Genomic DNA, 25,618 nt, shown 5'->3' with positions numbered 1-25,618 from the left:
TATATTACGCTTTCCTCCTTCAGAGTCAACCACTTTTTTCAGCGTTTTTCTCCGGCGGAAGTTCTTACCGAATCTTCCTGTCAACGCCGTTTCCCGTAAGCCGGTGTGCCGTGTCGATGGAGGCGCATTATAGGGAGTTCTTCCGGGCTGACAAGCGTTAAATCCGGGAAAAATGACTGTTCGCTGCATTCCCCAGCAAAAGGGGGCTTTATACCCTGTTACGCACAGTGTTATCCACAAAACAGCGGACAGACAAATTTAAGCGAGCATCGCGCAAACGTTTTCGCTACAATGCCTCGCGACGTCAGGGACGCCCCTTTTGGGGCGTTACATGAGGCAAACGCGTTATCTTCTTTATAGAAGTGCGCTTTCAGCCTGATGTAACGCTCTTATTTACGCGAAACAAAGCCAAGGGATAAAACCACCATGCAACAACGTCGTCCTGTACGCCGCGCTCTGCTCAGTGTCTCTGATAAAGCCGGTATCCTCGAATTTGCTCATGCACTCTCACAACGAGGCGTCGAGCTACTCTCCACAGGTGGCACTGCACGTTTGCTGGCAGATGCAGGCCTGCCCGTCATTGAAGTGTCTGATTACACCGGTTTTCCGGAAATGATGGATGGACGCGTTAAGACTCTGCATCCCAAAGTACATGGCGGCATCCTTGGTCGTCGCGGTACCGATGACGCGATTATGGCAGAACACGCTATCAATCCGATTGATATGGTGGTGGTTAACCTCTATCCCTTTGCGCAGACTGTGGCTAAGCCTGACTGCTCGCTGGAAGATGCGGTCGAGAATATTGATATCGGCGGGCCAACCATGGTGCGCTCAGCGGCTAAGAATCATAAAGATGTGGCGATCGTGGTTAAGAGCAGCGACTACACCAGCATCATTGCAGAGATGGATGCCAGTGATAATGCGCTGACGCCGGAGACGCGTTTTGATCTGGCAATTAAAGCGTTTGAGCACACCGCCGCTTACGACAGCATGATTGCAAACTATTTTGGCACGCTGGTTCCTGCTTATCATGGCGAAACCCGTGCACCCGCCGGTCGCTTCCCGCGCACCCTGAATCTCAACTTCATTAAGAAGCAGGATATGCGTTATGGCGAGAACAGCCATCAGGATGCCGCCTTCTATATAGAAGAAGAGATTGCAGAAGCCTCGGTAGCCACTGCGCAGCAGCTGCAGGGCAAGGCACTCTCTTACAATAATATTGCAGATACCGATGCCGCACTGGAATGCGTAAAAGCGTTCGACGAACCTGCCTGTGTGATCGTCAAACACGCCAACCCATGTGGCGTAGCGGTGGGGACATCCATCCTTGATGCTTACGAACGCGCTTATCAGACTGACCCGACCTCAGCTTTTGGCGGCATTATCGCGTTTAACCGCGAGCTGGATGAGGCGACTGCACAGGCAATTATCAGCCGTCAGTTTGTTGAAGTGATTATTGCCCCTTCTGCCAGTGACGCGGCGCTGCAGGTAACAGCAGCAAAACAGAACGTGCGCGTGCTGATCTGCGGTCAATGGCAGCAGCCGGTTGCCAGCCTGGACTTCAAACGGGTCAATGGCGGTCTGCTGGTACAGGATCGCGACCTCGGGATGATCACCGCCGACCAGCTTCGCGTGGTCACGCAACGTCAGCCGACTGAGCAGGAGCTGCGTGATGCGCTGTTCTGCTGGAAAGTCGCCAAGTTTGTTAAATCCAATGCCATTGTTTATGCCCGCGACAACATGACTATTGGTATTGGTGCCGGTCAGATGAGTCGCGTTTACTCTGCCAAAATTGCCGGCATTAAGGCGAGCGATGAGGGGCTGAAGGTCACAGGTTCAGCGATGGCATCCGATGCCTTCTTCCCGTTCCGCGATGGTATTGATGCTGCTGCCGCGGCCGGCGTGAGCTGTGTTATTCAGCCCGGCGGTTCTATCCGCGATGAAGAGGTGATTGCTGCTGCAGATGAGCACGGCATCGCGATGATCTTTACCGATATGCGCCATTTCCGCCATTAACAGCTGGAGCAGCAATAATGAAAATTTTAGTAATTGGTAATGGCGGACGTGAGCACGCGCTGGCGTGGAAAGCGTCACAGTCGCCGCTGGCTGACACTGTGTTTGTCGCACCGGGTAACGCAGGCACTGCGCTGGAGCCGGCCCTGCAGAATGTGCCCATCAGTGCGACCGATATCCCTGCCCTGCTGGCGTTTGCGCAGCAGGAACAGATTGACCTGACGATTGTCGGCCCGGAAGCGCCGCTGGTGATCGGCGTGGTTGATGCCTTCCGCGCCGCCGGGCTGAAGATCTTTGGCCCGACGCAGGCGGCAGCCCAGCTGGAAGGCTCGAAAGCCTTTACCAAGGATTTTCTGGCGCGCCAGCAGATCCCGACCGCTGAGTATCAGAACTTTACCGAGGTGGAACCCGCGCTGGCTTACCTGCGCGAGAAAGGTGCGCCCATTGTTATCAAAGCCGATGGTCTGGCTGCAGGTAAAGGCGTAATTGTCGCGATGACGCTGGCTGAAGCGGAAGCGGCGGTGCAGGATATGCTGGCTGGCAATGCATTTGGCGATGCCGGCCATCGTATCGTAATTGAAGAGTTTCTTGACGGTGAAGAAGCCAGCTTTATTGTCATGGCAGATGGCAACCACGTGCTGCCGATGGCAACCAGCCAGGATCACAAGCGCGCGGGCGACGGTGATACGGGTCCCAACACGGGCGGTATGGGGGCCTACTCACCGGCACCGGTAGTCACTGATGAGATCCACCAGCGCGTCATGGACCAGATTATCTGGCCAACCGTGAACGGTATGAAAGCAGAAGGCAATACCTATACCGGTTTCCTGTATGCCGGTCTGATGATCGATAAATCAGGTCAGCCAAAGGTCATTGAATTTAATTGCCGCTTTGGCGACCCGGAGACGCAGCCCATTATGCTGCGGCTGAACTCTGACCTGGTGGCACTCTGCCTGGCAGCAGTCGATGGCACCCTGGATACGCAGACGTCGGAGTGGGATGCACGTCCTGCACTGGGTGTGGTACTGGCAGCAGGCGGCTATCCGGGCAGCTACCGTACCGGCGATCAGATCCACGGCCTGCCGCTGGAAGCCGTGCCTGAAGGCAAAGTATTTCATGCGGGCACCACGCTGCAGGACGATCGGGTGATGACCAGCGGCGGACGTGTGTTGTGCGTCACGGCACTGGGAGAAGATGTGGCTACAGCGCAACGCAACGCCTACGCGATGGCAGAGTCTATCTCCTGGGACGGCTGCTTCTGCCGTCACGACATCGGCTATCGCGCCATCAACCGCTGATAGTCGCGGGGCACTCTGCTGTGCCCCGTTTTCTTTAGCCGCTCAGATCGCTCTCTGTCGGCTGCCAGCTGCACTCATCCTCTGTGGTAACGCGCAATACCTGGATCCCTTCCGGGGCTTCGAGCCATGACACCATCAGCGGCGCTGACGCCTGTTGCTGCTGCGCCAGGCGCCTCAGCGTGTCACTGTCAAACGCGACATTCTGCTGGCGACCTGCGCAGTCGCGTACCGTGTTGCCGCCCAGCCAGTGTCCCTGTTTCAGTAATACCCGGCCGCTCAGCAGTGCATTGCTCTGCGCCAGCATACGCTGTGCGTCAAAACGATAAAGCGCAACGGCATCATCACTCAGCGCTTCGCGTCGTCCTGCCAGCTGGCGCTGCATAAAATTGAGGTTGCCCTGATGATCAAAGCGCAGCGTGACGTCATCGGGCTGCTCACCGGTGCGATGGCGTTCCACACTCAGCAGTGTCTCGTGTTGCCAGATATAGTCTGTGGTTTCGCGCACGGGCGTGCTGAAAGGGTTATAAACGGTGCGCAGATGGATCAGATCGTGGTCGCTGTTTTTGCGCCAGATGCGGACCGCGCCGCGATCGGCCAGGTAGCCGCTGGCGGTAAACGCCGGAAGGTCAGGTGTGGCGCTGCAGCCGGAAAACAGTACAGCACAGAGCAGGATACAGATGCGCCGGAAAAGCGTATTCGGCATAGCAGGCTCCGGTAACAAAAAGGGGCGAAATCGCCCCTCTTCTAAAGCTAAACCGCAAGGCGGAAAACTTACTTAACTGCGTCTTTCAGTGCTTTACCAGAAACGAAAGCTGGTACGTTTGCTGCTGCGATTTTGATCTCTTTGCCAGTCTGTGGGTTACGACCGGTACGCTCAGCGCGGTGGTTCACTTTAAAAGTACCAAAACCAACCAGTTGTACAGCATCACCTTCTTTCAGAGACTCAGTGATCGCAGCCAGGGTAGATTCCAGCGCAGCTTTAGCCTGGGTTTTAGACAGGTCCGCTTTTTCTGCGATCACATCAATCAGTTGAGTCTTGTTCATAAGTTATCCTTAAAGTGTATTTATCGCTTGCTAAGCAACGAGTGCGAGGGAAAAGCCATATTCTGGCACTCTTCAGCCTGCACGCACCGATAGCCACAATTTTCAGCCCCCCAAATGTAGACCAGACAGGGGGCTAATGTGAAGCCTCCAGGCGCGCTAATTCAGGCCTGGAGTCACGTTTTATCGCCTTACTGCTGAAAATTTATACCGATGTTACTGATTCCGGCTTCGCGCAGGTCAGAACGCAGTCCTTTGATCAGCTCAAGGTCGCGCTCTTCGCACTCAGCGAGCAGGCGAAAAATCTCCCACTGCATATCCCATTCATCAATCACCGCCTGGTTTTCACGCAGCTCTTCGTCGCTCATTTCGCGTCCTGCCTGCGTCATTTCCAGAATAGCCACGGTGGTGATAGATGTACGACTCACCTCAATCGCGTGCTCCAGCGTTTCACCGCTCAGCATCGCGTGCAGCACTTCGCTCAGTGCTACGCAGGCATCGATGGCCGGATGAACACCGTAAACATCGAAATCATCGCCAGCCGGGATCGCCTCTTCCAGTTTCTCCAGCTGACTGTCGAAATTGATTTTGGCATCTTTCACCGTCAGGCTTTCCCATACCAGATCAAGAATACGGCGATAGAGCTGAGGATCGGCAAATCCGGTCTGTTCGCAGAAGGCCCAGTAATTAGGGAACATCCGCTCGCATAAACAGGCCATGAAGGTCATATGCTGCCAGCTTTCCAGCTTCGCCAGACGCAAATGCACGGGGTTCTGTAACATCAAACTTACTCTCAATAGGTTAGCTGGCGGCAGTGTACCGCAAAAGGCGCAGACAAACAGCGTCAGCGCGCATTTTGCCACTTCACAAATGCAGGCCGCCCTGAGGCGACCGCATCTGCCCAGCGCGTAGGTTCCGGTAAACGGTAGCCGCCCATACAGGCTTCAACCCAGTGCAGCGCACTGTCCAGGCTGACACGGTGCCCGGTAGAGATAAACAGCGGGTTACAGCGTGCTTTGCTGCGCCACACCCAGGCAAGCTGTTCACCTTTATCCATTAGCGGCTGCCGGCTGCCGGGTGCAGCATCCAGATCGGCAAAGCGGCCACACAGCCGCTTTTTGGCTACGCCGATAGTGGGAATATCCAGCATCGAGCCAAAATGTGCCGCCACGCCGAGGCGCCTGGGGTGCGAGATGCCGTGCCCGTCCACAAACAGCAGGTCGGGCTGCTGCGTCAGCTGCTGCCAGGCCGCCTGCAGCGCAGGGATTTCCCGAAACGAGAGAAAGCCCGGAATATAGGGCATGGTGGTAGGAATGCGCGCAATGCGATGCTCCACCAGCGTAAGTGAGGGGTACTCCAGGATGACGATAGCAGCGCGCGTTACCTCGCCGCCCTGCTCAAATCCGACATCAGCGCCGCCGATAAAGCGCGGCGGCAGAACGTCAAAATCGTCCTGCCGCACAACGTTAGCAGCCAGCGCCAGCTGTTCCTGACGTAATGCGGCTAAATCCATGCTTATTCCTGATGGTATTGACGTGAAAGACGATGCACCGCCTCAACGAACACACCTGCGTGCTCTGGCGGCACATCCTGATGGATACCGTGCCCGAGGTTAAATACGTGCCCTTCACCCTGGCCAAACCCGGCAAGAATGGTGGCCACCTCCTCTTCAATACGGGCAGGCGGCGCATAAAGCATAGACGGATCCATGTTGCCCTGCAGGGCGACTTTATGGCCCACGCGACGACGCGCCTCAGCCATGTCCATCGTCCAGTCCAGCCCCAGCGCGTCACAGCCAGTGGCAGCCATCGCCTCCAGCCACTGTCCGCCGCCTTTGGTAAACAGCGTAACCGGTACACGACGGCCTTCGTTCTCACGCACCAGACCGTCCACAATTTTATGCATGTAATTCAGCGAAAAATCGCGGTAGTCGCGTCCAGTCAGCACGCCACCCCAGGTATCAAAGATCATAACCGACTGCGCACCCGCTTTGATCTGCGCATTAAGGTAGAGGATCACGCTGTCTGCCAGTTTATCCAGCAGCGTATGCAGCGTGTGCGGTTCGGCATACATCATCTTTTTGATTTTAGTGAATGCCTTGCTGCTGCCGCCCTCAACCATATAGGTTGCCAGCGTCCACGGGCTGCCGGAAAAGCCGATCAGCGGAACGGCACCGTTGAGGTTGCGGCGGATGGTCCGTACCGCATTCATCACGTAACCCAGCTCCTGCTCCGGATCGGGCACCGGCAGGTTATCGACGTCTGCGCGACAGGTAATCGGGCGGGAGAAGCGCGGACCTTCGCCGGTTTCAAAATAGAGACCCAGCCCCATCGCATCGGGGATAGTTAAAATATCGCTGAAGAGGATAGCTGCATCCAGCGGATAGCGGCGCAGCGGCTGCAGCGTCACTTCACATGCCAGCTCAGCATTTTTACACAGCGACATAAAATCACCGGCTTCAGCGCGCGTGGCTTTATATTCCGGTAAATAGCGTCCGGCCTGACGCATCATCCAGACCGGGGTAACATCTACAGGCTGGCGCAGCAGGGCGCGCAGATAACGGTCGTTCTTCAGTTCACTCATAATGGGCTCTCTCATGCTAAGGGCGTCAGTGTAGCATTTTCATGCCACGCTGGCGCGACACAGCGCCACGGTGTCTTCAATCAGGCGCCGGGCAACGGTGCCCGGTGGCGGCAGCTGTGGCAGCGCATCAAAGCGATACCAGCCCGCATCCAGCAGCTCTTTCCCATCGTGCTGCAGCTCGCCGTCCTCATACTCCGCCATAAAGGCTGTCATCAGCGAATGGGGAAACGGCCACGGCTGTGAGGTGACATAGCGCACGTTTTTAACCCGTACATTACTCTCCTCCATGACCTCACGCGCCACCGCCTGCTCCAGCGTTTCACCCACTTCGACAAAGCCAGCCAGTACCGTATAGATGCTGTTACGATGGCGGGCATGATTCGCCAGCAGGATCTCATCGCCGCGGCGAATCGCCACAATGATGCAGGGTGCAATCTGTGGATAGTAACGTTCGCGGCAGTGGGTACAGAGGCAGGCAAACTCACGCGGACTGACGCGCATCTCATGGCCGCAGTAGCCGCACCAGCGGTGGGAGCGGTAGAATTCAGCCAGCTGCACTCCCCGGCCGGCGAGCTGAAACAGCCCGGGATCCTGATCGATAATCTGCCGGACCGAGCCCATATTTTCCGGGCGCGACGTCTGGATCAGCCAGACGTTTTCGCCCTGCCACTCGCCGATAAGCATGCCGTGCTGGCCTGTAAGGTCGAAATCTGCCGCTAAGCCGTGCGGTAGCTCACACTGCGGCAACCAAAGTTTCTGTTCAGAGCTGACAATCCACCAGCCAGCGTCTACGCTTGAGATCTCACGTTGCATCTTATTCGTTGTCCTTAGCGTCGCACGGCACGCTGAAAGTCTGATGTTAAGTGTAATGAACAACTATAACTCACCGGGAGCCTCATATGCTTACCCAGTTAGATAACCTGACCAGGCGTGTCGGTGGCGGTAATGAATTAGTCGATGCATGGTTACGTGCGCGTCGGCATTTGCTTGTCACTTATTATGAATTAATCGGCATTAAGCCTAATAAAGAGGCGCTGACGGCGCTGAATGAGCAGGCTCTGGATGACTTCTGCCACACGCTGGTGGACTATCTCTCAACCGGCCATTTCAGTATGTATGAGCGCATTATCAGGGATCTGCAGGGCGATAGCCCGCTGGTTGCTGCAGCGCATCTCTACCCGGCGCTTGAAAGCAATACCGATCGCATCATGCAGCTGTATGACAGTCATCTGCAGCAGGCGATTACCGATGAAAACTGCGTTGAGTTCCAGCGGGCGCTCTCTGAAGTAGGCGAAACGCTGGCGTCGCGCTTTTCTCTGGAAGATAAGCTGATTCAGATGGCGTGGGATAACCAGCTGGTTTCTCCGCCTGTTGCAAACGACAGCACTATTGCGCGTCCGGCCTGATCCTTCTGCAGTTGTAAAATCCTTGTTATTCCGTAAAAGCCCACTTATGCTGACCGGGCTTTTATTGTTTTAAACAGAAACACCTTGTCGGAGTGCCCCCCGGGGCTGAGACCGTTAATTCGGGATCCGCGGAACCTGATCAGGCTAGTACCTGCGAAGGGAACAAGAGTAGCTATTATCAGCGCACGATCGGGCCTTACCTGACTGCAGGCGCTGTTACTCCTTCCGGACTCCGGACAAGCAACTTCCACTGACTTCAGGAATTTTGCTATGTCTGCTGCTAAACCTTCTCGTCGTGAACAGCGCGCGCAAGCGCAGGATTTTATCAACTCGCTGCAGGGCACCGCCTTTCCCAACTCACAGCGTATCTGGATCACCGGCAGCCGCGCTGACATTCGCGTGCCGATGCGTGAAATCCAGCTCAGTCCTACCCATACCGGTGGTACCAAAGCGGAACCGCAGTATGAAATCAATGAGCCCGTTCCGGTTTATGACACCGCAGGCGCCTATGGCGACCCGCAGGCCACTATCGATGTCCATCAGGGGCTGGCAAAGCTGCGCGCCGCGTGGATAGCCGGGCGCAATGACAGTGAGCCGGTTGCTCAGCGCAGTTCCGCTTATACGCAGCAGCGTCTGGCCGATGAAGGTCTGGATCATCTGCGCTTTGAATCGCTGCCCTCTCCGCGCCGTGCGAAGCCTGGTCGCTGCGTCACTCAGCTGCACTACGCCCGTCAGGGCATAGTGACGCCGGAGATGGAGTTTATTGCGATTCGTGAAAACATGGGCCGTGAACGCATCCGCAGCGAAGTGCTGCTGCAGCAGCACCCGGGCGAAAGCTTTGGTGCGCACCTGCCGGCAAATATCACCGCAGAATTTGTGCGCGACGAAGTCGCCAGCGGGCGCGCCATTATCCCAGCCAATATCAACCACCCCGAATCAGAACCGATGATTATTGGCCGCAATTTTCTGGTGAAGGTCAATGCCAATATCGGTAACTCTGCGGTCAGCTCGTCGATTGAAGAGGAGGTGGAAAAGCTGGTGTGGTCCACGCGCTGGGGTGCCGATACCGTGATGGATCTCTCCACCGGCCGCTACATCCATGAAACGCGCGAGTGGATCCTGCGTAATAGTCCGGTTCCCATCGGCACCGTGCCGATCTATCAGGCGCTGGAAAAAGTGAACGGTGTCGCTGAAGATCTCAACTGGGACATTTTCCGCGATACGCTGCTGGAACAGGCAGAACAAGGCGTCGATTACTTCACTATCCACGCCGGGGTACTGCTGCGCTATGTGCCGATGACGGCCAGACGTCTGACCGGGATCGTGTCACGCGGTGGCTCGATTATGGCGAAATGGTGCCTGTCACATCACCAGGAGAGTTTTCTCTATCAGCATTTCCGCGACATCTGCGAAATCTGCGCCGCTTATGACGTTGCCCTGTCGCTGGGCGATGGCCTGCGCCCTGGCTCGATTCAGGATGCCAACGATGAGGCGCAGTTTGCAGAACTCAGAACGCTGGGCGAGCTGACCAAAATCGCCTGGGAGTATGACGTACAGGTGATGATTGAGGGACCGGGCCATATTCCGATGCAGATGATCCGGCGCAACATGACCGAGCAGCTGACACACTGTGATGAGGCGCCCTTCTACACGCTTGGCCCGCTGACCACCGATATTGCCCCCGGCTACGACCATTTTACCTCCGGTATTGGCGCGGCGATGATTGGCTGGTTCGGCTGCGCGATGCTCTGCTATGTGACGCCTAAAGAGCACCTTGGTCTGCCAAATAAAGAAGATGTAAAGCAGGGGCTGATCACCTATAAGATCGCCGCGCACGCCGCCGATCTGGCCAAAGGGCATCCGGGGGCGCAAATCCGCGATAACGCCATGTCCAAAGCGCGATTTGAATTCCGCTGGGAAGATCAGTTTAATCTCGCGCTGGATCCACACACCGCCCGCGCCTATCACGATGAAACACTGCCGCAGGAATCCGGCAAAGTTGCGCACTTCTGTTCTATGTGCGGGCCGAAGTTCTGCTCAATGAAAATTACCCAGGAAGTACGGGAATTTGCGGCGCGCCAGCAGGCTGATGCACAGCCGGTTGAGGTGGGGATGGCGCAGATGTCCGAAACATTCCGCCGCCGCGGAGGCGAGCTTTATCATCCTGCCGATGCGGTTAATAAGGAGAAAGCATGACGGCCGCATTTGCCGCTACGGCGCCGCAGCTGGGGCTCTATCCGGTGGTTGACAGCGTCAGCTGGATCGAACGGCTGCTGGCCGCCGGCGTACGCACGATCCAGCTGCGCATCAAAGATCTGCCCGATCGCGAGGCAGAAGATTCGGTACGTAAAGCGATTGCGCTGGGCCGGCGCTATCGGGCACGGCTGTTCATTAATGACTACTGGCGTCTGGCCATTGCGCATCAGGCATACGGCGTACATCTGGGTCAGGAGGATCTGGAGGTGGCGGATCTGCAGGCTATTCGTCAGGCAGGCCTGCGGCTGGGGATCTCAACGCATGATGATGCAGAGCGGGAACGCGCGGTGGCACTGCGGCCTTCTTATATTGCACTGGGGCATATCTTTCCCACGCAAACCAAGCAGATGCCGTCTGCACCACAGGGAGTGGCACAGCTGCAGCGGCACCTGCCGCACCTGCAGGGGATCCCCGCGGTCGCTATCGGCGGTATTTCCCTGGCGCGCGTGCCTGAGGTGCTGGCGACCGGGGTCGGCAGCATTGCGGTCGTCAGCGCCATTACGCAGGCAGCTGACTGGCGCACCGCCACGGCTGAGCTGCTGCGGCAGGTGGGAAGCGGAACGCCGATCGAAGAGGCGTGAAAACCCGTGTAAAACACACTGAAATCGCAGGGTCCGGCACGCAGGGATAGCCAGCAGGCCTCGTCTGCGCGCCGGAAACCGGTACAGTAGCTCTGCCCGCTGTGGTTTGCAGCGGGCCAGGGCTGATTACCCTTCTCTCCTCAGCCCTGCCTTTCCGGTTTATTCCACCAGCAGCTGCGGTGCCTGATGCCGGTCGCTGCTGCACGCCTGCATAGCGCGCTCTATCGCCATTCCCAGCTGCGCCAGCGCCTGTTCCGTCTGTTCATTCACAGGCAGGCCGTAATTCAGCCGCAGACAGTTACGGTATTTGCCCGAAGCGGAAAACAGAGAGCCCACGGCGACCTGCAGGCTGGCCTCGCGCAGCTCGGCGTTAAGCCGCACCGCGTCAAACGCCTCCGGCAGCTCAATCCACATCAGAAATCCGCCCTGCGGCCGCGATACGCAGATGCCGCAGGGAAAGTAGTGCCGCACCCAGCAGCTGAAGGTTTCATAATTGCGCTGATATACCTGACGCATGCGGCGCAGATGCGGGAGATAGTGGCCCTGACGAATAAACTCTGCCACGGTGTGCTGCGGCAGCGTCGCCGTGGAACCGGTGCCGATATATTTCATATGCAGCACCCTGTCGCGATAACGCCCCGGCGCCACCCAGCCCACCCGCAGCCCGGGTGCCAGCGTTTTGGAAAAGGAGCTGCAGAGCAGTACGCGGCCATCCATGTCGAGCGATTTGAGCGTCACGGGACGCGGGTAGTTCCATGCCAGCTCGCCATAGACATCATCCTCAATGATGGCGGCATCAACCCGCTGCGCCAGCGCCAGCAGCGCCCGCTTGCGCGCTTCCGGCATGATAAACCCCAGGGGATTATTGCAGTTGGGGACCACCACCACAGCTTTGATTGGCCACTGCTCAAACGCCAGCTCCAGCGCATCCAGGCTGATCCCGGTAACTGAATCGGTCGGGATCTCAATGACCCTGATCCCCAGTCCGCGCAGCGTCTGCATCGTGCCATGGAACGCGGGCGACTCCACAGCAATGATGTCACCCGGCGCGCAGACTGCGCGAATTGAAACCGACAGCGCCTCATGGCAGCCGGTGGTGATCACAATATCCTCCGCCGTCAGCTGGCAACCGCTGTCGATGGTCAGGCGCGCTACCTGTTCCCGCAGGACGCTGACGCCGAGCAGGCTGTCATAGTTCAGCAGTTCGGTCTGCTGTTTCTGCGCCAGCCGGCCCATGATTTTCCACAGCGGTTTCAGCGTCGGCTGCGTCAGATCGGGCATCCCGCTGCCCAGCTGTATCACCTCATCGCTGGCACGGCTGCTGAGAAGTTCCAGCACGGAATCCCACTGCGTAACCTCTACCGGCCGCTGTACCGGACGCGTCAGCGCAGGCACAGGCGGTGTTGCTTTATGCGTGGCAACAAAATAGCCGGATCGCGGCTGCGGTACGATGAGCTGCTTCTCTTCCAGCAGGTGATACGCCTGCTGCACGGTGCTGATACTGACCCCGTGCTCGCTACTCAGCGTACGTACTGAAGGCAGACGTTCACCGCTGCGATAAAGCCCCTGCTTAATCCGATCGGAAAGCAGGCAGGCCAGATGCTGATAGCGCGTCATTGTATGCTCCTGGTAATAAGTCCATCTAAAAAAACCAGTACAGATAAGCGCTACTTTTAGCATTCAGATGCGGTAAAACGCAATCTGTATGGTAAATAAACTCCGGATTTGAGTCTGTATGGTTTTGGCGGGAAAACGGACAATGCTGCTCAGATACCCCCGTTAAGGAGCAAGAGAATGGAATTTGATCAGAATCGTGCTGCAAAACCTTTTAGCGTTACGCTACCGGATATGATCCGCGCAGCGCTGCAGATGCTGAAGCAGTGGCGAGCCCGGCGCGCAACGCGTCAGGTACTGGCGCAGCTCAGCGACAACCAGCTGCGCGATATTGGCCTGACGCGCCACGAAGTAAAGGGTAAACGCTGAGCATCAGGCAAAAAAAAAACCCTGCCGGAGCAGGGTTTTTTCGCGTTGGTGCGGCAGACGATTACTCGTCGTTGTTGCCACCCAGACCCGCGTTCAGCAGCTCAGCCAGGCTGGCAGAGGCTTCATCCGCAGTGACCTGCGGTGCAACCGGTGCTTCACCCGCCTGACGGCGACGCATACGATCCTGATGGTACGCATAACCGGTACCGGCCGGGATCAGACGACCCACGATGACGTTCTCTTTCAGGCCGCGCAGTTCATCACGCTTGCCTGCTACCGCGGCTTCGGTCAGGACACGCGTGGTCTCCTGGAACGAGGCTGCAGAGATGAACGACTCGGTTGCCAGAGACGCTTTGGTGATACCCAGCAGATCGCGTGCATAGGTTGCACCGATTTTGCCAGCGGTCTCCAGATCGCGGTTAGAGATCTTGATGCGGGAGACTTCTGCCTGCTCGCCTTCAAGGAACTCTGAGCTACCCGCGCTCATGATGGTCGCTTTACGCAGCATCTGACGTACGATGACTTCGATGTGCTTATCGTTAATCTTAACGCCCTGCAGGCGGTAAACTTCCTGCACTTCGTTAGTGATATAACGTGTTACCGCATGAACGCCACGCAGACGCAGGATGTCGTGTGGTGATTCCGGGCCGTCAGATACGACGTCACCGCGTTCCACGCGCTCACCTTCGAATACGTTAAGCTGACGCCACTTCGGAATCATCTCTTCGTACGGATCGCTGCCATCAACTGGCGTGATCACCAGACGACGCTTGCCTTTGGTCTCTTTACCGAAGGAGATAATACCGCTGATCTCCGCCAGGATTGCTGGCTCTTTCGGACGACGCGCTTCGAACAGATCCGCAACGCGTGGCAGACCACCGGTGATGTCCTTGGTACCGCCAGATTCCTGCGGAACACGCGCCAGGGTATCACCCGAGCTGATCTTCACGCCATCTTCCAGCTGCACAATCGCTTTGCCTGGCAGGAAGTACTGAGCCGGCATGTCGGTGCCCGGGATCAGAACGTCGTTGCCGTTAGCATCAACGATTTTCAGCGCCGGACGCAGGTCTTTACCGCCCGCAGTACGCTCTGCGGAATCCAGTACCACCAGCGATGACAGACCGGTAAGGTCGTCAGTCTGACGGGTAATGGTCTGACCGTCGATCATGTCGGTGAAGCGGATGAAACCACCCACTTCGGTGATTACCGGCATGGTGTGCGGATCCCAGTTTGCTACGGTTTCGCCCGCCGCAACCTGCTCGCCATCACCTTTCGCCATCACCGCACCGTAAGGCACTTTATAGCTCTCTTTGGTACGACCGAACTCGTCGATCATCTTCAGCTCAACGTTACGTGAGACGATAACCAGTTTCCCGGAGGAGTTGGTTACAGACTTCGCGTTGGTCAGCTTGATAGTACCTTTGTTCTTCACCTGAATGCTGGATTCAGCCGCCGCACGCGATGCCGCACCACCGATATGGAACGTACGCATTGTCAGCTGAGTACCCGGCTCACCGATGGACTGTGCTGCGATAACGCCGATGGCCTCACCTTTGTTGATGATGTGACCACGTGCCAGATCGCGACCGTAGCAGTGTGCGCACACACCGAAGTCGGTTTCACAGCTTACGACTGAACGCACTTTGATGACGTCAACGGAGTTCTCTTCTACCACGTCACACCAGTGCTCATCGATCAGCGTGTTACGCGGGATCAGAATGTCAGCAGTGCCTGGCTTCAGAACGTCTTCAGCCGTTACACGGCCCAGTACGCGCTCACGCAGCGGCTCTTTAACGTCGCCACCTTCGATAACCGGCGTCATCATGATGCCTTCGAACGTGCCACAGTCATCTTCGGTAACCACCAGATCCTGCGCCACGTCAACCAGACGACGGGTCAGATAACCGGAGTTTGCCGTTTTCAGTGCGGTATCGGCGAGACCTTTACGCGCACCGTGCGTCGAGATGAAGTACTGCAGTACGTTCAGACCTTCACGGAAGTTTGCCGTGATAGGCGTCTCGATGATGGAGCCATCTGGCTTCGCCATCAGACCACGCATACCTGCCAGCTGACGAATCTGTGCTGCAGAACCACGCGCACCGGAGTCGGCCATCATGTAGATGCTGTTGAACGAGACCTGCTGCTCTTCTTCACCGTTACGGTTGATAACGGTTTCAGTCTGCAGGTTATCCATCATCGCTTTAGAGACGCGTTCGTTCGCAGCGGCCCAGATATCGATGACTTTGTTGTAACGTTCGCCCGCAGTGACCAGACCAGACTGGAACTGTTCCTGAATCTCAGCCACTTCCGCTTCCGCTTCCGCGATGATTTCCGCTTTCTTCGCCGGGATAACCATATCGTCGATACCGACTGATGCACCTGAACGGGCTGCATAGGCGAAACCGGTGTACATGGTCTGGTCAGCAAAGATAACGGTCGGCTTCAGGCCCAGAATGCGGTAACAGGTGTTCAGCATTTTGGAGATCGCTTTCTTACCCAGCGCCTGGTTGACGATGGAGTAAGGCAGACCTTTCGGTACGATCATCCACAGGATCGCACGGCCAATGGTCGTGTCGATCAGGCTGGTTTTCGCAACGAGCTCTTCCTGTTCGTTTTTCGCATATTCTGTAATACGCACTTTAACGCGGGCGTGCAGCTCAGCCAGGCCAGCGCGGTAAACACGCTCAGCTTCTTTCGGGCCGGTCAGCACCATGCCTTCGCCTTTGGCGTTTACTTTGTCGCGGGTCATGTAGTACAGACCCAGAACAACGTCCTGTGAAGGAACGATGATTGGCTCACCGTTCGCTGGCGACAGGATGTTGTTGGTCGACATCATCAGCGCACGCGCTTCCAGCTGTGCTTCCAGCGTCAGCGGTACGTGTACCGCCATCTGGTCACCATCGAAGTCGGCGTTATAGGCCGCACAGACCAGCGGGTGCAGCTGGATCGCTTTACCTTCGATCAGAACCGGTTCAAACGCCTGGATACCCAGACGGTGCAGCGTTGGTGCACGGTTCAGCAGTACCGGGTGTTCGCGGATCACTTCATCCAGGATATCCCAGACAACCGCTTCTTCGCGCTCAACCATTTTCTTGGCTGCTTTGATGGTGGTAGCAAGACCACGCAGTTCCAGCTTGCCGTAGATGAACGGTTTGAACAGCTCCAGGGCCATTTTCTTCGGCAGACCGCACTGATGCAGACGCAGGTATGGACCCACGGTGATAACCGAACGACCGGAGTAGTCAACGCGTTTACCCAGCAGGTTCTGACGGAAACGACCCTGCTTACCTTTGATCATGTCAGCCAGCGATTTCAGCGGACGCTTGTTAGAACCGGTGATGGCACGACCGCGACGGCCGTTATCCAGCAGGGCATCTACCGCTTCCTGCAGCATACGCTTTTCGTTGCGCACGATGATATCAGGCGCAGCCAGATCCAGCAGACGCTTCAGACGGTTGTTACGGTTGATTACGCGACGATAGAGATCGTTGAGATCTGACGTTGCGAAACGACCACCATCCAGCGGTACCAGCGGACGCAGATCTGGCGGCAGAACCGGCAGAACGGTCAGGATCATCCACTCTGGCTTGTTGCCAGACTGCACGAACGCTTCCAGCAGCTTGATACGCTTGGTCAGCTTTTTACGTTTGGTCTCGGAGTTAGTCTCGTTCAGCTCTTCACGCAGCTGCTCGCACTCTTGCTCCAGATCCATATTTTTCAGCAATGCCTGGATCGCTTCCGCACCCATCTTCGCGTCAAATTCGTCACCGAACTCTTCCAGCGCGTCAAGGTACTGCTCTTCCGTCAGGATCTGACGTTTTTCCAGGTTGGTCATACCGCCTTCGATAACCACATAGGATTCGAAGTAAAGTACGCGCTCAATGTCACGCAGTGGCATATCCAGCAGCAGACCGATACGGGACGGCAGCGACTTCAGGAACCAGATATGCGCGGTAGGTGAAGCCAGCTCGATATGACCCATACGCTCACGGCGTACTTTAGTCTGCGTCACTTCAACGCCGCACTTCTCGCAGATCACACCGCGGTGTTTCAGGCGCTTGTACTTCCCGCACAGGCATTCGTAGTCTTTGACCGGTCCGAAAATACGGGCACAGAAAAGACCGTCACGCTCTGGCTTGAAGGTACGGTAGTTAATGGTTTCCGGCTTTTTAACTTCACCAAAAGACCAGGAACGGATCATGTCTGGCGAAGCCAGCGCAATTTTGATCGCATCAAACTCTTCGGTTTTAGTTTGCGCTTTCAGAAACTTAAGTAAGTCTTTCACGGATTAGCTCCCGTCGGAGTGGAACTCTCAGGGACGCGCGCCCGGGGTGCGCGTCCCATAACCAGTACTTGCGAGTGCTTACTCGTCTTCCAGCTCGATGTTGATACCCAGCGAGCGAATCTCTTTCAACAGTACGTTGAAGGATTCCGGCATGCCCGGTTCCATCTGATGGTTGCCATCGACGATGTTTTTATACATCTTCGTACGGCCGTTGACGTCATCAGACTTAACGGTAAGCATTTCCTGCAGGGTATACGCGGCACCGTATGCTTCCAGTGCCCACACTTCCATCTCACCGAAGCGCTGACCACCGAACTGCGCCTTACCACCCAGCGGCTGCTGAGTAACGAGGCTGTAGGAGCCGGTCGAACGGGCGTGCATCTTGTCATCAACCAGGTGGTTCAGTTTCAGCATGTACATGTAACCTACGGTTACCTGACGCTCGAACTGTTCACCGGTACGGCCATCAAACAGCGTGATCTGACCGGAAGAAGGCAGGCCGCCGAGCTGCAGCAGCTCTTTGATCTCGCTCTCTTTCGCACCATCGAACACTGGTGTAGCGATTGGCATACCTTTTTTCAGGTTCTCTGCCAGACGCAGCACTTCATCGTCCGAGAAGGTGTTCAGATCAACTTTCTGACGCACGTCGGTGCCCAGATCGTAAGCACGCTGGATAAACTCACGCAGTTTGGCGACTTCTTCCTGCTTCTTCAGCATCGCATTGATCTTCTCACCAATGCCTTTCGCCGCCATACCCAGGTGGGTTTCCAGAATCTGACCGATGTTCATACGCGATGGTACGCCCAGCGGGTTCAGTACGATGTCAACCGGCGTGCCGTTCTCGTCATAAGGCATATCTTCGATCGGGTTGATCTTGGAGATAACACCTTTGTTACCGTGACGGCCTGCCATTTTGTCACCAGGCTGGATCTGACGTTTAACGGCCAGATAAACCTTAACAATCTTCAGCACGCCTGGTGCCAGATCGTCGCCCTGGGTGATTTTGCGACGCTTCGCTTCGAGTTTCTTCTCAAACTCGTGCTTCAGCTCATCATACTGTCCGGCCAGCTGCTCGAGAGTGTTCTGCTTCTCTTCATCAGTCAGGCCCAGCTCCAGCCAGCGCTCACGCGGCAGCTTGTCCAGCTTGTCCGCTTCAACGCCACCGGCGATCAGCACAGCCTGGATACGGCTGAACAGACCCGCTTCAAGGATCTGCAGCTCTTCAGACAGGTCTTTCTTCGCCTGCTTCAGCTGCATCTCTTCGATTTCCAGCGCGCGCTTGTCTTTTTCCACGCCATCGCGGGTAAAGACCTGAACATCGATAACGGTACCGGAGACGCCATTCGGTACGCGCAGCGACGAATCTTTCACGTCGGACGCTTTTTCACCGAAGATAGCGCGCAGCAGTTTCTCTTCTGGCGTCAGCTGGGTTTCACCTTTAGGCGTTACCTTACCAACCAGAATGTCACCGCCGGTTACTTCTGCACCGATATAGACGATACCGGATTCATCCAGTTTAGAGAGCGCAGCTTCACCCACGTTCGGGATGTCAGCGGTGATCTCTTCCGGCCCCAGTTTGGTGTCACGCGACACGCAAGCCAGTTCCTGAATGTGGATCGTGGTGAAACGGTCTTCCTGCACTACACGCTCAGAGACGAGAATGGAGTCTTCGAAGTTGTAACCGTTCCATGGCATGAACGCCACGCGCATGTTCTGACCCAGCGCCAGCTCACCCAGATCGGTGGATGGACCATCTGCCAGCACGTCGCCGCGCTCGATTGGCTCACCCAGAGAGACACACGGCATCTGGTTGATGCAGGTGTTCTGGTTTGAACGGGTGTACTTGGTCAGGTTGTAGATGTCGATGCCGGCTTCGCCTGCATACATCTCATCTTCGTTAACTTTGATAACGATACGGGATGCATCTACATACTGTACGGTACCACCACGTTTCGCGACGGCAGTTACACCGGAGTCAACCGCTACTGCACGTTCCATACCGGTACCTACCAGCGGCTTATCAGCGCGCAGGGTCGGAACCGCCTGACGTTGCATGTTCGCACCCATCAGGGCACGGTTAGCATCATCGTGTTCCAGGAACGGGATCAGTGACGCACCGACAGAAACCACCTGCTGGGTGGAGACGTCCATGTAGTCAACCTGATCGCGGCTGAACAGGCTTGACTCACCTTTGCTACGGCAGGTGACGAGATCGTCAACGAAGCTGCCGTCATCCGCGAGGTTGGTGTTCGCCTGAGCGATAACGTAGTTACCCTCTTCAATTGCAGAGAGGTAATGAATTTCATCACTCACTTTGCCATCAACAACGCGACGGTATGGCGTCTCAAGGAAACCATATTCGTTGGTCTGCGCATAGACAGAGAGTGAGTTGATCAGACCGATGTTCGGGCCTTCCGGCGTTTCGATTGGACATACGCGACCGTAGTGAGTCGGGTGTACGTCACGCACTTCGAAGCCAGCACGCTCACGGGTCAGACCGCCTGGGCCCAGAGCAGAGATACGACGCTTATGCGTAATTTCAGACAGCGGGTTGTTCTGGTCCATAAACTGAGACAGCTGGCTGGAACCAAAGAACTCTTTCACTGCGGCTGAAATTGGCTTGGCGTTAATCATGTCCTGCGGCATCAGCGTATCGAGGTCGCCCAGTGACAGACGCTCTTTCACTGCACGCTCAACGCGGACCAGACCGACACGGAACTGATTCTCAGCCATCTCACCGACAGAACGGATACGACGGTTACCAAGGTGATCGATGTCATCCACTTCACCGATACCGTTACGGATACCGATCAGCTTCTTCATCACCTCGATGATATCTTCTTTGCTCAGGATACCTGAACCTTCGATCTCATCGCGCAGCAGAGAACGGTTGAACTTCATGCGGCCAACCGCAGAGAGATCGTAACGATCCTCAGAGAAGAACAGGTTCTCGAACAGATTTTCCGCTGCTTCACGCGTTGGCGGCTCGCCCGGACGCATCATGCGGTAGATCTCAACCAGCGCGCTCAGGCGATCGTTGGTCGGGTCAACACGCAGGGTCTCGGAGATATAAGGGCCGTGATCCAGATCGTTAGTGAACAGGGTTTCGATGCGCTTGTGGCCTGACTGGCTCAGTTTTGCCAGCAGATCCAGCGACAGTTCCATGTTAGCCGGAACAATCAGCTCACCGGTGTTCAGATCGATGTAGTCTTTAGCAACCACTTTGCCGGCAATATATTCCACCGGAACTTCGATATGCTGAACACTGTCTTTTTCCAGCTGACGAATATGGCGCGCAGTGATACGACGACCTTTCTCAACGTAGACCGTGCCATTGGCTTCGATATCGAAGGAGGCAGTTTCGCCACGCAGGCGCTCAGGCACCAGCTCCATCTGCAGCTTGTTATCGCGGATTTCAAAGACCACTTTTTCGAAGAACAGATCGAGAATCTGCTCAGTGGTATATTCCAGCGCGCGCAGGATGATACTGGCCGGCAGCTTACGACGACGGTCAATACGGACGAACAGGTTATCTTTTGGATCGAACTCGAAGTCGAGCCATGAACCACGGTAAGGGATGATACGTGCGTTATACAGCACTTTACCGGAAGAGTGCGTTTTACCCTTATCGCTGTCAAAGAACACGCCAGGACTACGATGCAGCTGAGAAACGATAACACGCTCAGTACCATTGATAACAAAGGTACCGTTGTCAGTCATGAGTGGAATTTCACCCATGTAGACTTCTTGTTCTTTAATGTCTTTGACGGTGCCTTCCGGCGCTTCGCGCTCGTAGATCACCAGACGCAGTTTCACGCGCAGCGGTGCCGAATAGGTCACGCCACGGATCTGACATTCAGTTACGTCAAAGACCGGCTCACCCAGGCGATAGCTAACATACTGCAATTCAGAGTTGCCGCTGTAGCTCGCGATTGGGAAAACGGAACGGAAGGCTGCTTCCAGACCGTATTGGCCTTCTGGATCTTGCTCGATGAACTTCTGAAACGAGTCAAGCTGGATAGAAAGGAGATAGGGAACATCCAGAACTTGTGGACGTTTACCAAAATCCTTACGAATACGTTTTTTCTCGGTATAGGAGTAAACCATAGGGTTCCTCAGCTAGCTGACAAGTCGACCCACGCTGTCCGTCCTGACGGGACAGTTATGCAACACTATTTTTGTTTTTCATGCGATGCGTGACACCCCATGCAATACATCTTTCTATCACTCTTAAATCATTTCATCGCTGTTGTGCCGGCAGGGAACCGTCACAGGAGAGCGGTATATTAAGGCGTCGATAGAAAAAGATATTGAAGAGAAACAATGGATAAACAGTGCGAAACGCCATCGTTCCCCTGTAGCGCAAAAAGGCTGGTGACCAAAAAGTCACCAGCCATCAGCCCGATTACTCAGACTGCAACCCTAAGGTTGTCTTACTTAACTTCAACTTCAGCGCCAGCTTCTTTCAGAGCAGCTTCAAGTGCAGCTGCGTCATCTTTGCTGATGCCTTCTTTGATCACGCCAGTCGCTTCAACCAGATCTTTGGCTTCTTTCAGGCCCAGACCAGTTGCAGTACGTACTGCTTTGATTACTGCTACTTTGTTCGCGCCAGCTGCTTTCAGCACAACGTCGAACTCAGTTTTCTCTTCAACAGCTTCAGCCGGGCCAGCAGCTACAGCTACAGCAGCAGCAGCAGAAACGCCGAATTTTTCTTCCATAGCAGAAACCAGCTCAACTACTTCCATTACGGACATAGCTGCAACGGCTTCCAGGATTTGATCTTTAGTGATAGACATGTCGATTGTTCCTAAAATTCACAAAAAGTTTATACGTAAGCAGGTACGAAGGAAAAGAAAGAGGCCTTAAGCCGCTTCTTTTGCATCGCGTACAGCAGCCAGAGTGCGAACCAGTTTGCCAGCAGCGGCTTCTTTCATGGTCGACATCAGACGTGCCAGTGCTTCTTCGTAAGTCGGCAGAGTTGCCAGACGGTCAATATTGTCCGCCGTGATCAGCTCACCTTCAAAGGCTGCAGCTTTGACCTCAAATTTTGCATTCGCTTTCGCGAACTCTTTGAACAGACGAGCAGCAGCGCCCGGGTGTTCCATAGAGTATGCAATCAGGGTCGGACCAACAAACGTGTCTTTCAGGCACTCAAAAGGAGTACCTTCAACGACGCGGCGCAGCAGGGTGTTGCGAACAACACGCATGTAAACGCCAGCTTCACGACCTGCTTTACGCAGTTCAGTCATTTTATCAACGGTAACGCCACGGGAATCCGCAACAACCGCTGAAAGCGCGCCTTTGGCTACTTCGCTAACTTCAGCAACAATCGCTTGTTTGCCTTGAAGATTTAATGCCATTAGCTTTGCTCCTGGATTTGACCGGGAAAAATTTCCCGGAACTCACTTCACCTGACTGCCCGAAAGCAGCAGGCGCTATTACACGGTGAGCAGAATCCAGTGAAGAAATAAATCTTTGTGGTTCTGTCACCGTCTACGCAGGATATTAAGCAGGGTTTCCGAAGAAAGGCCCGCTCCTGCGGTCTTGGACGGAGGCCAGGATTAGGCCTGGCTCCAACCTTAGCCACTGTATTTTAATGCGTTACCGCATTAAGCCGCAGTGACTATGAATTTGGGTTCTGAGAACAGTGTTCATTCAGAACAACGGGCGTAAGATTCTAGATTAATTTTTCGCCCGTTTCAAGCAGCAATTAGTTTGCTACTGCGTTCAGACCAGCCTGGTCAACGGCAACGCCGGCACCCATGGTGGTAGAGATGCTGACTTTCTTGATGTACACGCCTTTAGCCTGAGCAGGTTTTGCTTTTTTCAGCGCGACCAGCAGAGATTCCAGGTTTTCTTTCAGTTTGTCAGTATCGAAGTCCACTTTACCAATGGTAGTGTGGATGATGCCGTTTTTGTCGTTACGATAACGAACCTGACCCGCTTTAGCGTTCTTAACCGCTTCAGCAACGTTTGGCGTTACAGTACCAACTTTCGGGTTTGGCATCAGACCGCGTGGGCCCAGAACCTGGCCCAGCTGGCCAACAACGCGCATTGCATCCGGAGATGCGATAACAACGTCAAAGTTCATTTCGCCTTTTTTGATCTGATCAGCCAGATCTTCCATACCTACCAGCTCAGCGCCAGCTGCTTTAGCAGCTTCAGCGTTTGCGCCCTGGGTAAAGACAGCAACACGTACTGAACGACCAGTACCGTGTGGCAGAACGGTTGCACCGCGTACGTTCTGATCAGATTTACGTGCATCGATGCCGAGGTTAACAGCAACGTCTACGCTTTCTGTGAATTTGGCAGTAGCCAGTTCTTTCAGCAGAGCAACAGCTTCGTTGATGTCATACTGTTTAGTTGCATCAACTTTGTCACGGATCACGCGCATGCGCTTGGTCAGCTTAGCCATTTCTTAATCCTCCACTACCAGGCCCATGGAACGAGCAGTACCTTCGATAGAGCGAGTCATCGCTTCTACGTCAGCACCAGTCATGTCCGCAGCTTTGGTTTCTGCGATTTCACGTACCTGAGCACGAGTTACTTTACCGACTTTGTCTTTGTTCGGCTTACCAGAACCAGACTTGACGCCCGCTGCTTTTTTCAGCAGTACGGCAGCCGGAGGCGTTTTGGTAACGAAGGTGAAAGAACGGTCGCTATATACAGTGATAACAACTGGAGTAGGCAGGCCTTTCTCCAGAGATTCTGTTTTGGCGTTAAACGCTTTACAGAATTCCATGATGTTAACACCCTGCTGACCCAGAGCCGGACCAACCGGTGGGCTCGGGTTAGCCATACCAGCTGCAACCTGCAGCTTAACGTAGGCTTGTACTTTCTTGGCCATGATAATTCCTCTATTGGGTATAGCGCCTGAAAACAGGCTCCCCGTGGTAACGATTTACCCGCTGTTGCCAGCGTGTAAAAACAAAAGGCGCGAAATTATAGGTAAATTTCGCGCCTTCTGCAAGAGTCAAAAAGTGAACAAAAGGGTTAACCTTTCTCCACCTGAGCAAAATCGAGCTCAACCGGTGTTGCACGACCAAAGATAGAGACCGACACTTTCAGACGGCTCTTCTCATAGTCAACTTCTTCGACCACGCCGTTGAAGTCAGCAAACGGACCGTCGTTGACGCGTACCATCTCGCCTGGCTCAAACAGCGTTTTCGGACGCGGCTTATCACCTACCTGCTGCAGGCGGTTCATAATCGCATCAACTTCTTTGTCACTGATTGGTGCAGGACGGTCAGATGTACCGCCAATGAAGCCCATTACACGCGGTACACTGCGCACCAGGTGCCAGCTGGCGTCATTCATCACCATCTGGACCAGTACGTAGCCAGGGAAGAATTTGCGCTCGCTTTTGCGACGCTGACCGCCACGGATTTCAACGACTTCTTCAGTCGGCACCATGACGTCACCAAACAGTTCTTCCATGTTGTGCAGTTTGATATGCTCTTGCAGCGACTTCGCTACGCGGGCTTCAAAACCGGAGAACGCCTGAACGACGTACCAGCGTTTTTTTGGAGCTTCAGACATCTCAGAACCTCAGGCCAGTAATAAACGATACCAGACGGACCAGAATACCATCCAGCCCCCACAAAATCAGTGACATCACGGCCGTAACCGCGGCAACGATTAGCGTGGTATGTAAGGTTTCCTGACGGGTTGGCCAGATAACCTTGCGCATTTCGGTTCTTGCTTCACGAGCAAAAGCCACGGTTGCTTTACCTTTGATAGTCAGTAAAGCAATGCCACCCGCAGCAGCGATCAGCACTACTACAGCCAGCGCACGTAAGGGCAGTGTAATATCGCGATAGAGATAGTTACCCACAATGGCAACCAGCAGTAACGCAATGACAGCTACCCACTTTATCGCTTCCAGGCCGCGTCCGCTCCCTTGAGCTTCGGTATTCGCACTCATAAACCAACCTGCCACAATAATTCAGAAACTATTCTGCCCCGCATAGAGGCGAGGCATCCAAACCGAATGAGCTGTTGGGCATAACTCGGTCTCCAGCGCTGTAAAACAGAGCCTGTCTCAGCAATGATTATGATTGAAAATCACTGATGAGCCAGGTTCTATGTGACAGCGTGCAAAAAGGGCATCAAATGATGCCCTTTTCATGCGCATTGCGTCAAATACTATCGCAATTAAGCGATAACAGAAGC

General features: G+C 55.1%; 21 protein-coding genes and 1 riboswitch. Of the genes, 6 read left to right on the top strand and 15 right to left on the bottom strand.

Features of this window, described 5'->3' with window-relative positions:
- Positions 1-426 precede the first annotated feature (426 nt).
- Both purH and purD read left to right on the top strand, forming a co-directional pair.
- Complete coding sequence (gene purH / locus B3041_RS15770) at positions 427-2,016, top strand: bifunctional phosphoribosylaminoimidazolecarboxamide formyltransferase/IMP cyclohydrolase (RefSeq protein WP_065648613.1); 1,590 nt, start codon at positions 427-429, stop codon at positions 2,014-2,016.
- Between the two features lie 17 nt (positions 2,017-2,033).
- Positions 2,034-3,311: a phosphoribosylamine--glycine ligase gene (gene purD, locus B3041_RS15765; protein WP_065648612.1), complete on the top strand. Its 1,278-nt coding sequence runs from the start codon at positions 2,034-2,036 to the stop codon at positions 3,309-3,311.
- A gap of 34 nt (positions 3,312-3,345) precedes the next feature.
- On the opposite strand, the gene B3041_RS15760 is transcribed toward purD, so the two are convergent.
- The 6 genes from B3041_RS15760 to nudC all read right to left on the bottom strand — a co-directional run bounded on the left by B3041_RS15760 (position 3,346) and on the right by nudC (position 7,748).
- The gene (locus tag B3041_RS15760) at positions 3,346-4,014 is read right to left on the bottom strand and encodes a DUF1481 domain-containing protein (RefSeq protein WP_292977104.1); all 669 of its coding nucleotides are present in this window, start codon (positions 4,012-4,014) and stop codon (positions 3,346-3,348) included.
- A 68-nt stretch (positions 4,015-4,082) separates the two neighbouring features.
- Positions 4,083-4,355, bottom strand: a complete 273-nt coding sequence (gene hupA / locus B3041_RS15755) for a nucleoid-associated protein HU-alpha (RefSeq protein ID WP_006121511.1) — start codon at positions 4,353-4,355, stop codon at positions 4,083-4,085.
- A gap of 188 nt (positions 4,356-4,543) precedes the next feature.
- Positions 4,544-5,134 carry a YjaG family protein gene (locus tag B3041_RS15750; RefSeq protein WP_039381849.1) on the bottom strand — a complete coding sequence of 197 codons (591 nt, stop codon included), beginning with the start codon at positions 5,132-5,134 and terminating at the stop codon, positions 4,544-4,546.
- Positions 5,135-5,196: 62 nt separating this feature from the next.
- Positions 5,197-5,865: a deoxyribonuclease V gene (gene nfi / locus B3041_RS15745; protein WP_065648610.1), complete on the bottom strand. Its 669-nt coding sequence runs from the start codon at positions 5,863-5,865 to the stop codon at positions 5,197-5,199.
- 2 nt (positions 5,866-5,867) lie between these two features.
- The gene (gene hemE / locus B3041_RS15740; protein WP_292977060.1) at positions 5,868-6,935 is read right to left on the bottom strand and encodes a uroporphyrinogen decarboxylase; all 1,068 of its coding nucleotides are present in this window, start codon (positions 6,933-6,935) and stop codon (positions 5,868-5,870) included.
- Between the two features lie 39 nt (positions 6,936-6,974).
- A complete protein-coding gene (nudC, locus tag B3041_RS15735) occupies positions 6,975-7,748 on the bottom strand; it encodes an NAD(+) diphosphatase (RefSeq protein ID WP_292977058.1) in 774 nt (257 codons plus the stop codon).
- Positions 7,749-7,834: 86 nt separating this feature from the next.
- Between nudC and B3041_RS15730 the strand changes: the two genes are divergently transcribed.
- From B3041_RS15730 to thiE, 3 genes are all read left to right on the top strand, one after another.
- Positions 7,835-8,341, top strand: coding sequence for an Rsd/AlgQ family anti-sigma factor (locus B3041_RS15730; protein ID WP_065648607.1), 507 nt, complete (start codon positions 7,835-7,837; stop codon positions 8,339-8,341).
- Between the two features lie 78 nt (positions 8,342-8,419).
- Positions 8,420-8,520, top strand: a riboswitch (TPP riboswitch).
- Between the two features lie 91 nt (positions 8,521-8,611).
- Complete coding sequence (gene thiC, locus B3041_RS15725; RefSeq protein ID WP_065648606.1) at positions 8,612-10,537, top strand: phosphomethylpyrimidine synthase ThiC; 1,926 nt, start codon at positions 8,612-8,614, stop codon at positions 10,535-10,537.
- Positions 10,534-11,178, top strand: coding sequence for a thiamine phosphate synthase (gene thiE, locus B3041_RS15720; protein WP_065648605.1), 645 nt, complete (start codon positions 10,534-10,536; stop codon positions 11,176-11,178). The genes thiC and thiE overlap by 4 nt, the downstream gene beginning before the upstream one ends.
- 159 nt (positions 11,179-11,337) lie before the next feature.
- On the opposite strand, the gene B3041_RS15715 is transcribed toward thiE, so the two are convergent.
- Positions 11,338-12,795, bottom strand: coding sequence for a PLP-dependent aminotransferase family protein (locus tag B3041_RS15715; protein ID WP_292977053.1), 1,458 nt, complete (start codon positions 12,793-12,795; stop codon positions 11,338-11,340).
- Between the two features lie 177 nt (positions 12,796-12,972).
- On the opposite strand from B3041_RS15715, the gene B3041_RS15710 reads away from it, so the two are divergent.
- A complete protein-coding gene (locus tag B3041_RS15710; RefSeq protein ID WP_065648603.1) occupies positions 12,973-13,161 on the top strand; it encodes a DUF1127 domain-containing protein in 189 nt (62 codons plus the stop codon).
- A gap of 61 nt (positions 13,162-13,222) precedes the next feature.
- On the opposite strand, the gene rpoC is transcribed toward B3041_RS15710, so the two are convergent.
- From rpoC to secE, 8 genes are all read right to left on the bottom strand, one after another.
- Positions 13,223-17,446 (bottom strand): DNA-directed RNA polymerase subunit beta', encoded by a 4,224-nt coding sequence (rpoC, locus tag B3041_RS15705; protein WP_039381836.1) that lies wholly within the window; start codon positions 17,444-17,446, stop codon positions 13,223-13,225.
- A gap of 78 nt (positions 17,447-17,524) precedes the next feature.
- Positions 17,525-21,553, bottom strand: a complete 4,029-nt coding sequence (gene rpoB / locus B3041_RS15700) for a DNA-directed RNA polymerase subunit beta (RefSeq protein WP_065648602.1) — start codon at positions 21,551-21,553, stop codon at positions 17,525-17,527.
- A gap of 326 nt (positions 21,554-21,879) precedes the next feature.
- On the bottom strand, positions 21,880-22,242 hold the full coding sequence (rplL, locus tag B3041_RS15695) for a 50S ribosomal protein L7/L12 (protein WP_065648601.1): 363 nt from the start codon (positions 22,240-22,242) through the stop codon (positions 21,880-21,882).
- Between the two features lie 66 nt (positions 22,243-22,308).
- Positions 22,309-22,806, bottom strand: coding sequence for a 50S ribosomal protein L10 (gene rplJ, locus B3041_RS15690; protein WP_065648600.1), 498 nt, complete (start codon positions 22,804-22,806; stop codon positions 22,309-22,311).
- A gap of 350 nt (positions 22,807-23,156) precedes the next feature.
- A complete protein-coding gene (gene rplA, locus B3041_RS15685; RefSeq protein ID WP_039381829.1) occupies positions 23,157-23,861 on the bottom strand; it encodes a 50S ribosomal protein L1 in 705 nt (234 codons plus the stop codon).
- A gap of 3 nt (positions 23,862-23,864) precedes the next feature.
- Entirely contained in the window at positions 23,865-24,293 is a 429-nt protein-coding gene (gene rplK, locus B3041_RS15680) for a 50S ribosomal protein L11 (RefSeq protein WP_065648599.1), read from the bottom strand.
- A gap of 146 nt (positions 24,294-24,439) precedes the next feature.
- On the bottom strand, positions 24,440-24,985 hold the full coding sequence (gene nusG / locus B3041_RS15675; protein WP_039381825.1) for a transcription termination/antitermination protein NusG: 546 nt from the start codon (positions 24,983-24,985) through the stop codon (positions 24,440-24,442).
- Between the two features lies 1 nt (position 24,986).
- Positions 24,987-25,370 (bottom strand): preprotein translocase subunit SecE, encoded by a 384-nt coding sequence (gene secE, locus B3041_RS15670; RefSeq protein WP_039381824.1) that lies wholly within the window; start codon positions 25,368-25,370, stop codon positions 24,987-24,989.
- Between the last annotated feature and the right edge of the window lie 248 nt (positions 25,371-25,618).

This window comes from Pantoea sp. UBA4549 (assembly GCF_002387285.1).
Lineage (GTDB): Bacteria > Pseudomonadota > Gammaproteobacteria > Enterobacterales > Enterobacteriaceae > Pantoea > Pantoea borealis.
The sequence above is the reverse complement of the archived record's forward strand: the minus strand, read 5'-3'. Positions and strand labels throughout refer to the sequence as shown.

Coding starts and splice junctions, on each gene's coding strand:
- B3041_RS15730 (WP_065648607.1), top strand. CDS start 7,835: ATGCTTACCCAGTTAGATAACCTGACCAGGCGTGTCGGTGGCGGTAAT.
- thiE (WP_065648605.1), top strand. CDS start 10,534: ATGACGGCCGCATTTGCCGCTACGGCGCCGCAGCTGGGGCTCTATCCG.
- rplK (WP_065648599.1), bottom strand. CDS start 24,293: ATGGCCAAGAAAGTACAAGCCTACGTTAAGCTGCAGGTTGCAGCTGGT.
- B3041_RS15750 (WP_039381849.1), bottom strand. CDS start 5,134: ATGTTACAGAACCCCGTGCATTTGCGTCTGGCGAAGCTGGAAAGCTGG.
- rplL (WP_065648601.1), bottom strand. CDS start 22,242: ATGTCTATCACTAAAGATCAAATCCTGGAAGCCGTTGCAGCTATGTCC.
- nfi (WP_065648610.1), bottom strand. CDS start 5,865: ATGGATTTAGCCGCATTACGTCAGGAACAGCTGGCGCTGGCTGCTAAC.
- nusG (WP_039381825.1), bottom strand. CDS start 24,985: ATGTCTGAAGCTCCAAAAAAACGCTGGTACGTCGTTCAGGCGTTCTCC.
- rpoB (WP_065648602.1), bottom strand. CDS start 21,553: ATGGTTTACTCCTATACCGAGAAAAAACGTATTCGTAAGGATTTTGGT.
- B3041_RS15760 (WP_292977104.1), bottom strand. CDS start 4,014: ATGCCGAATACGCTTTTCCGGCGCATCTGTATCCTGCTCTGTGCTGTA.
- nudC (WP_292977058.1), bottom strand. CDS start 7,748: ATGCAACGTGAGATCTCAAGCGTAGACGCTGGCTGGTGGATTGTCAGC.
- hemE (WP_292977060.1), bottom strand. CDS start 6,935: ATGAGTGAACTGAAGAACGACCGTTATCTGCGCGCCCTGCTGCGCCAG.
- B3041_RS15715 (WP_292977053.1), bottom strand. CDS start 12,795: ATGACGCGCTATCAGCATCTGGCCTGCCTGCTTTCCGATCGGATTAAG.
- rplJ (WP_065648600.1), bottom strand. CDS start 22,806: ATGGCATTAAATCTTCAAGGCAAACAAGCGATTGTTGCTGAAGTTAGC.
- B3041_RS15710 (WP_065648603.1), top strand. CDS start 12,973: ATGGAATTTGATCAGAATCGTGCTGCAAAACCTTTTAGCGTTACGCTA.
- secE (WP_039381824.1), bottom strand. CDS start 25,370: ATGAGTGCGAATACCGAAGCTCAAGGGAGCGGACGCGGCCTGGAAGCG.
- purH (WP_065648613.1), top strand. CDS start 427: ATGCAACAACGTCGTCCTGTACGCCGCGCTCTGCTCAGTGTCTCTGAT.
- rplA (WP_039381829.1), bottom strand. CDS start 23,861: ATGGCTAAGCTGACCAAGCGCATGCGCGTGATCCGTGACAAAGTTGAT.
- purD (WP_065648612.1), top strand. CDS start 2,034: ATGAAAATTTTAGTAATTGGTAATGGCGGACGTGAGCACGCGCTGGCG.
- thiC (WP_065648606.1), top strand. CDS start 8,612: ATGTCTGCTGCTAAACCTTCTCGTCGTGAACAGCGCGCGCAAGCGCAG.
- hupA (WP_006121511.1), bottom strand. CDS start 4,355: ATGAACAAGACTCAACTGATTGATGTGATCGCAGAAAAAGCGGACCTG.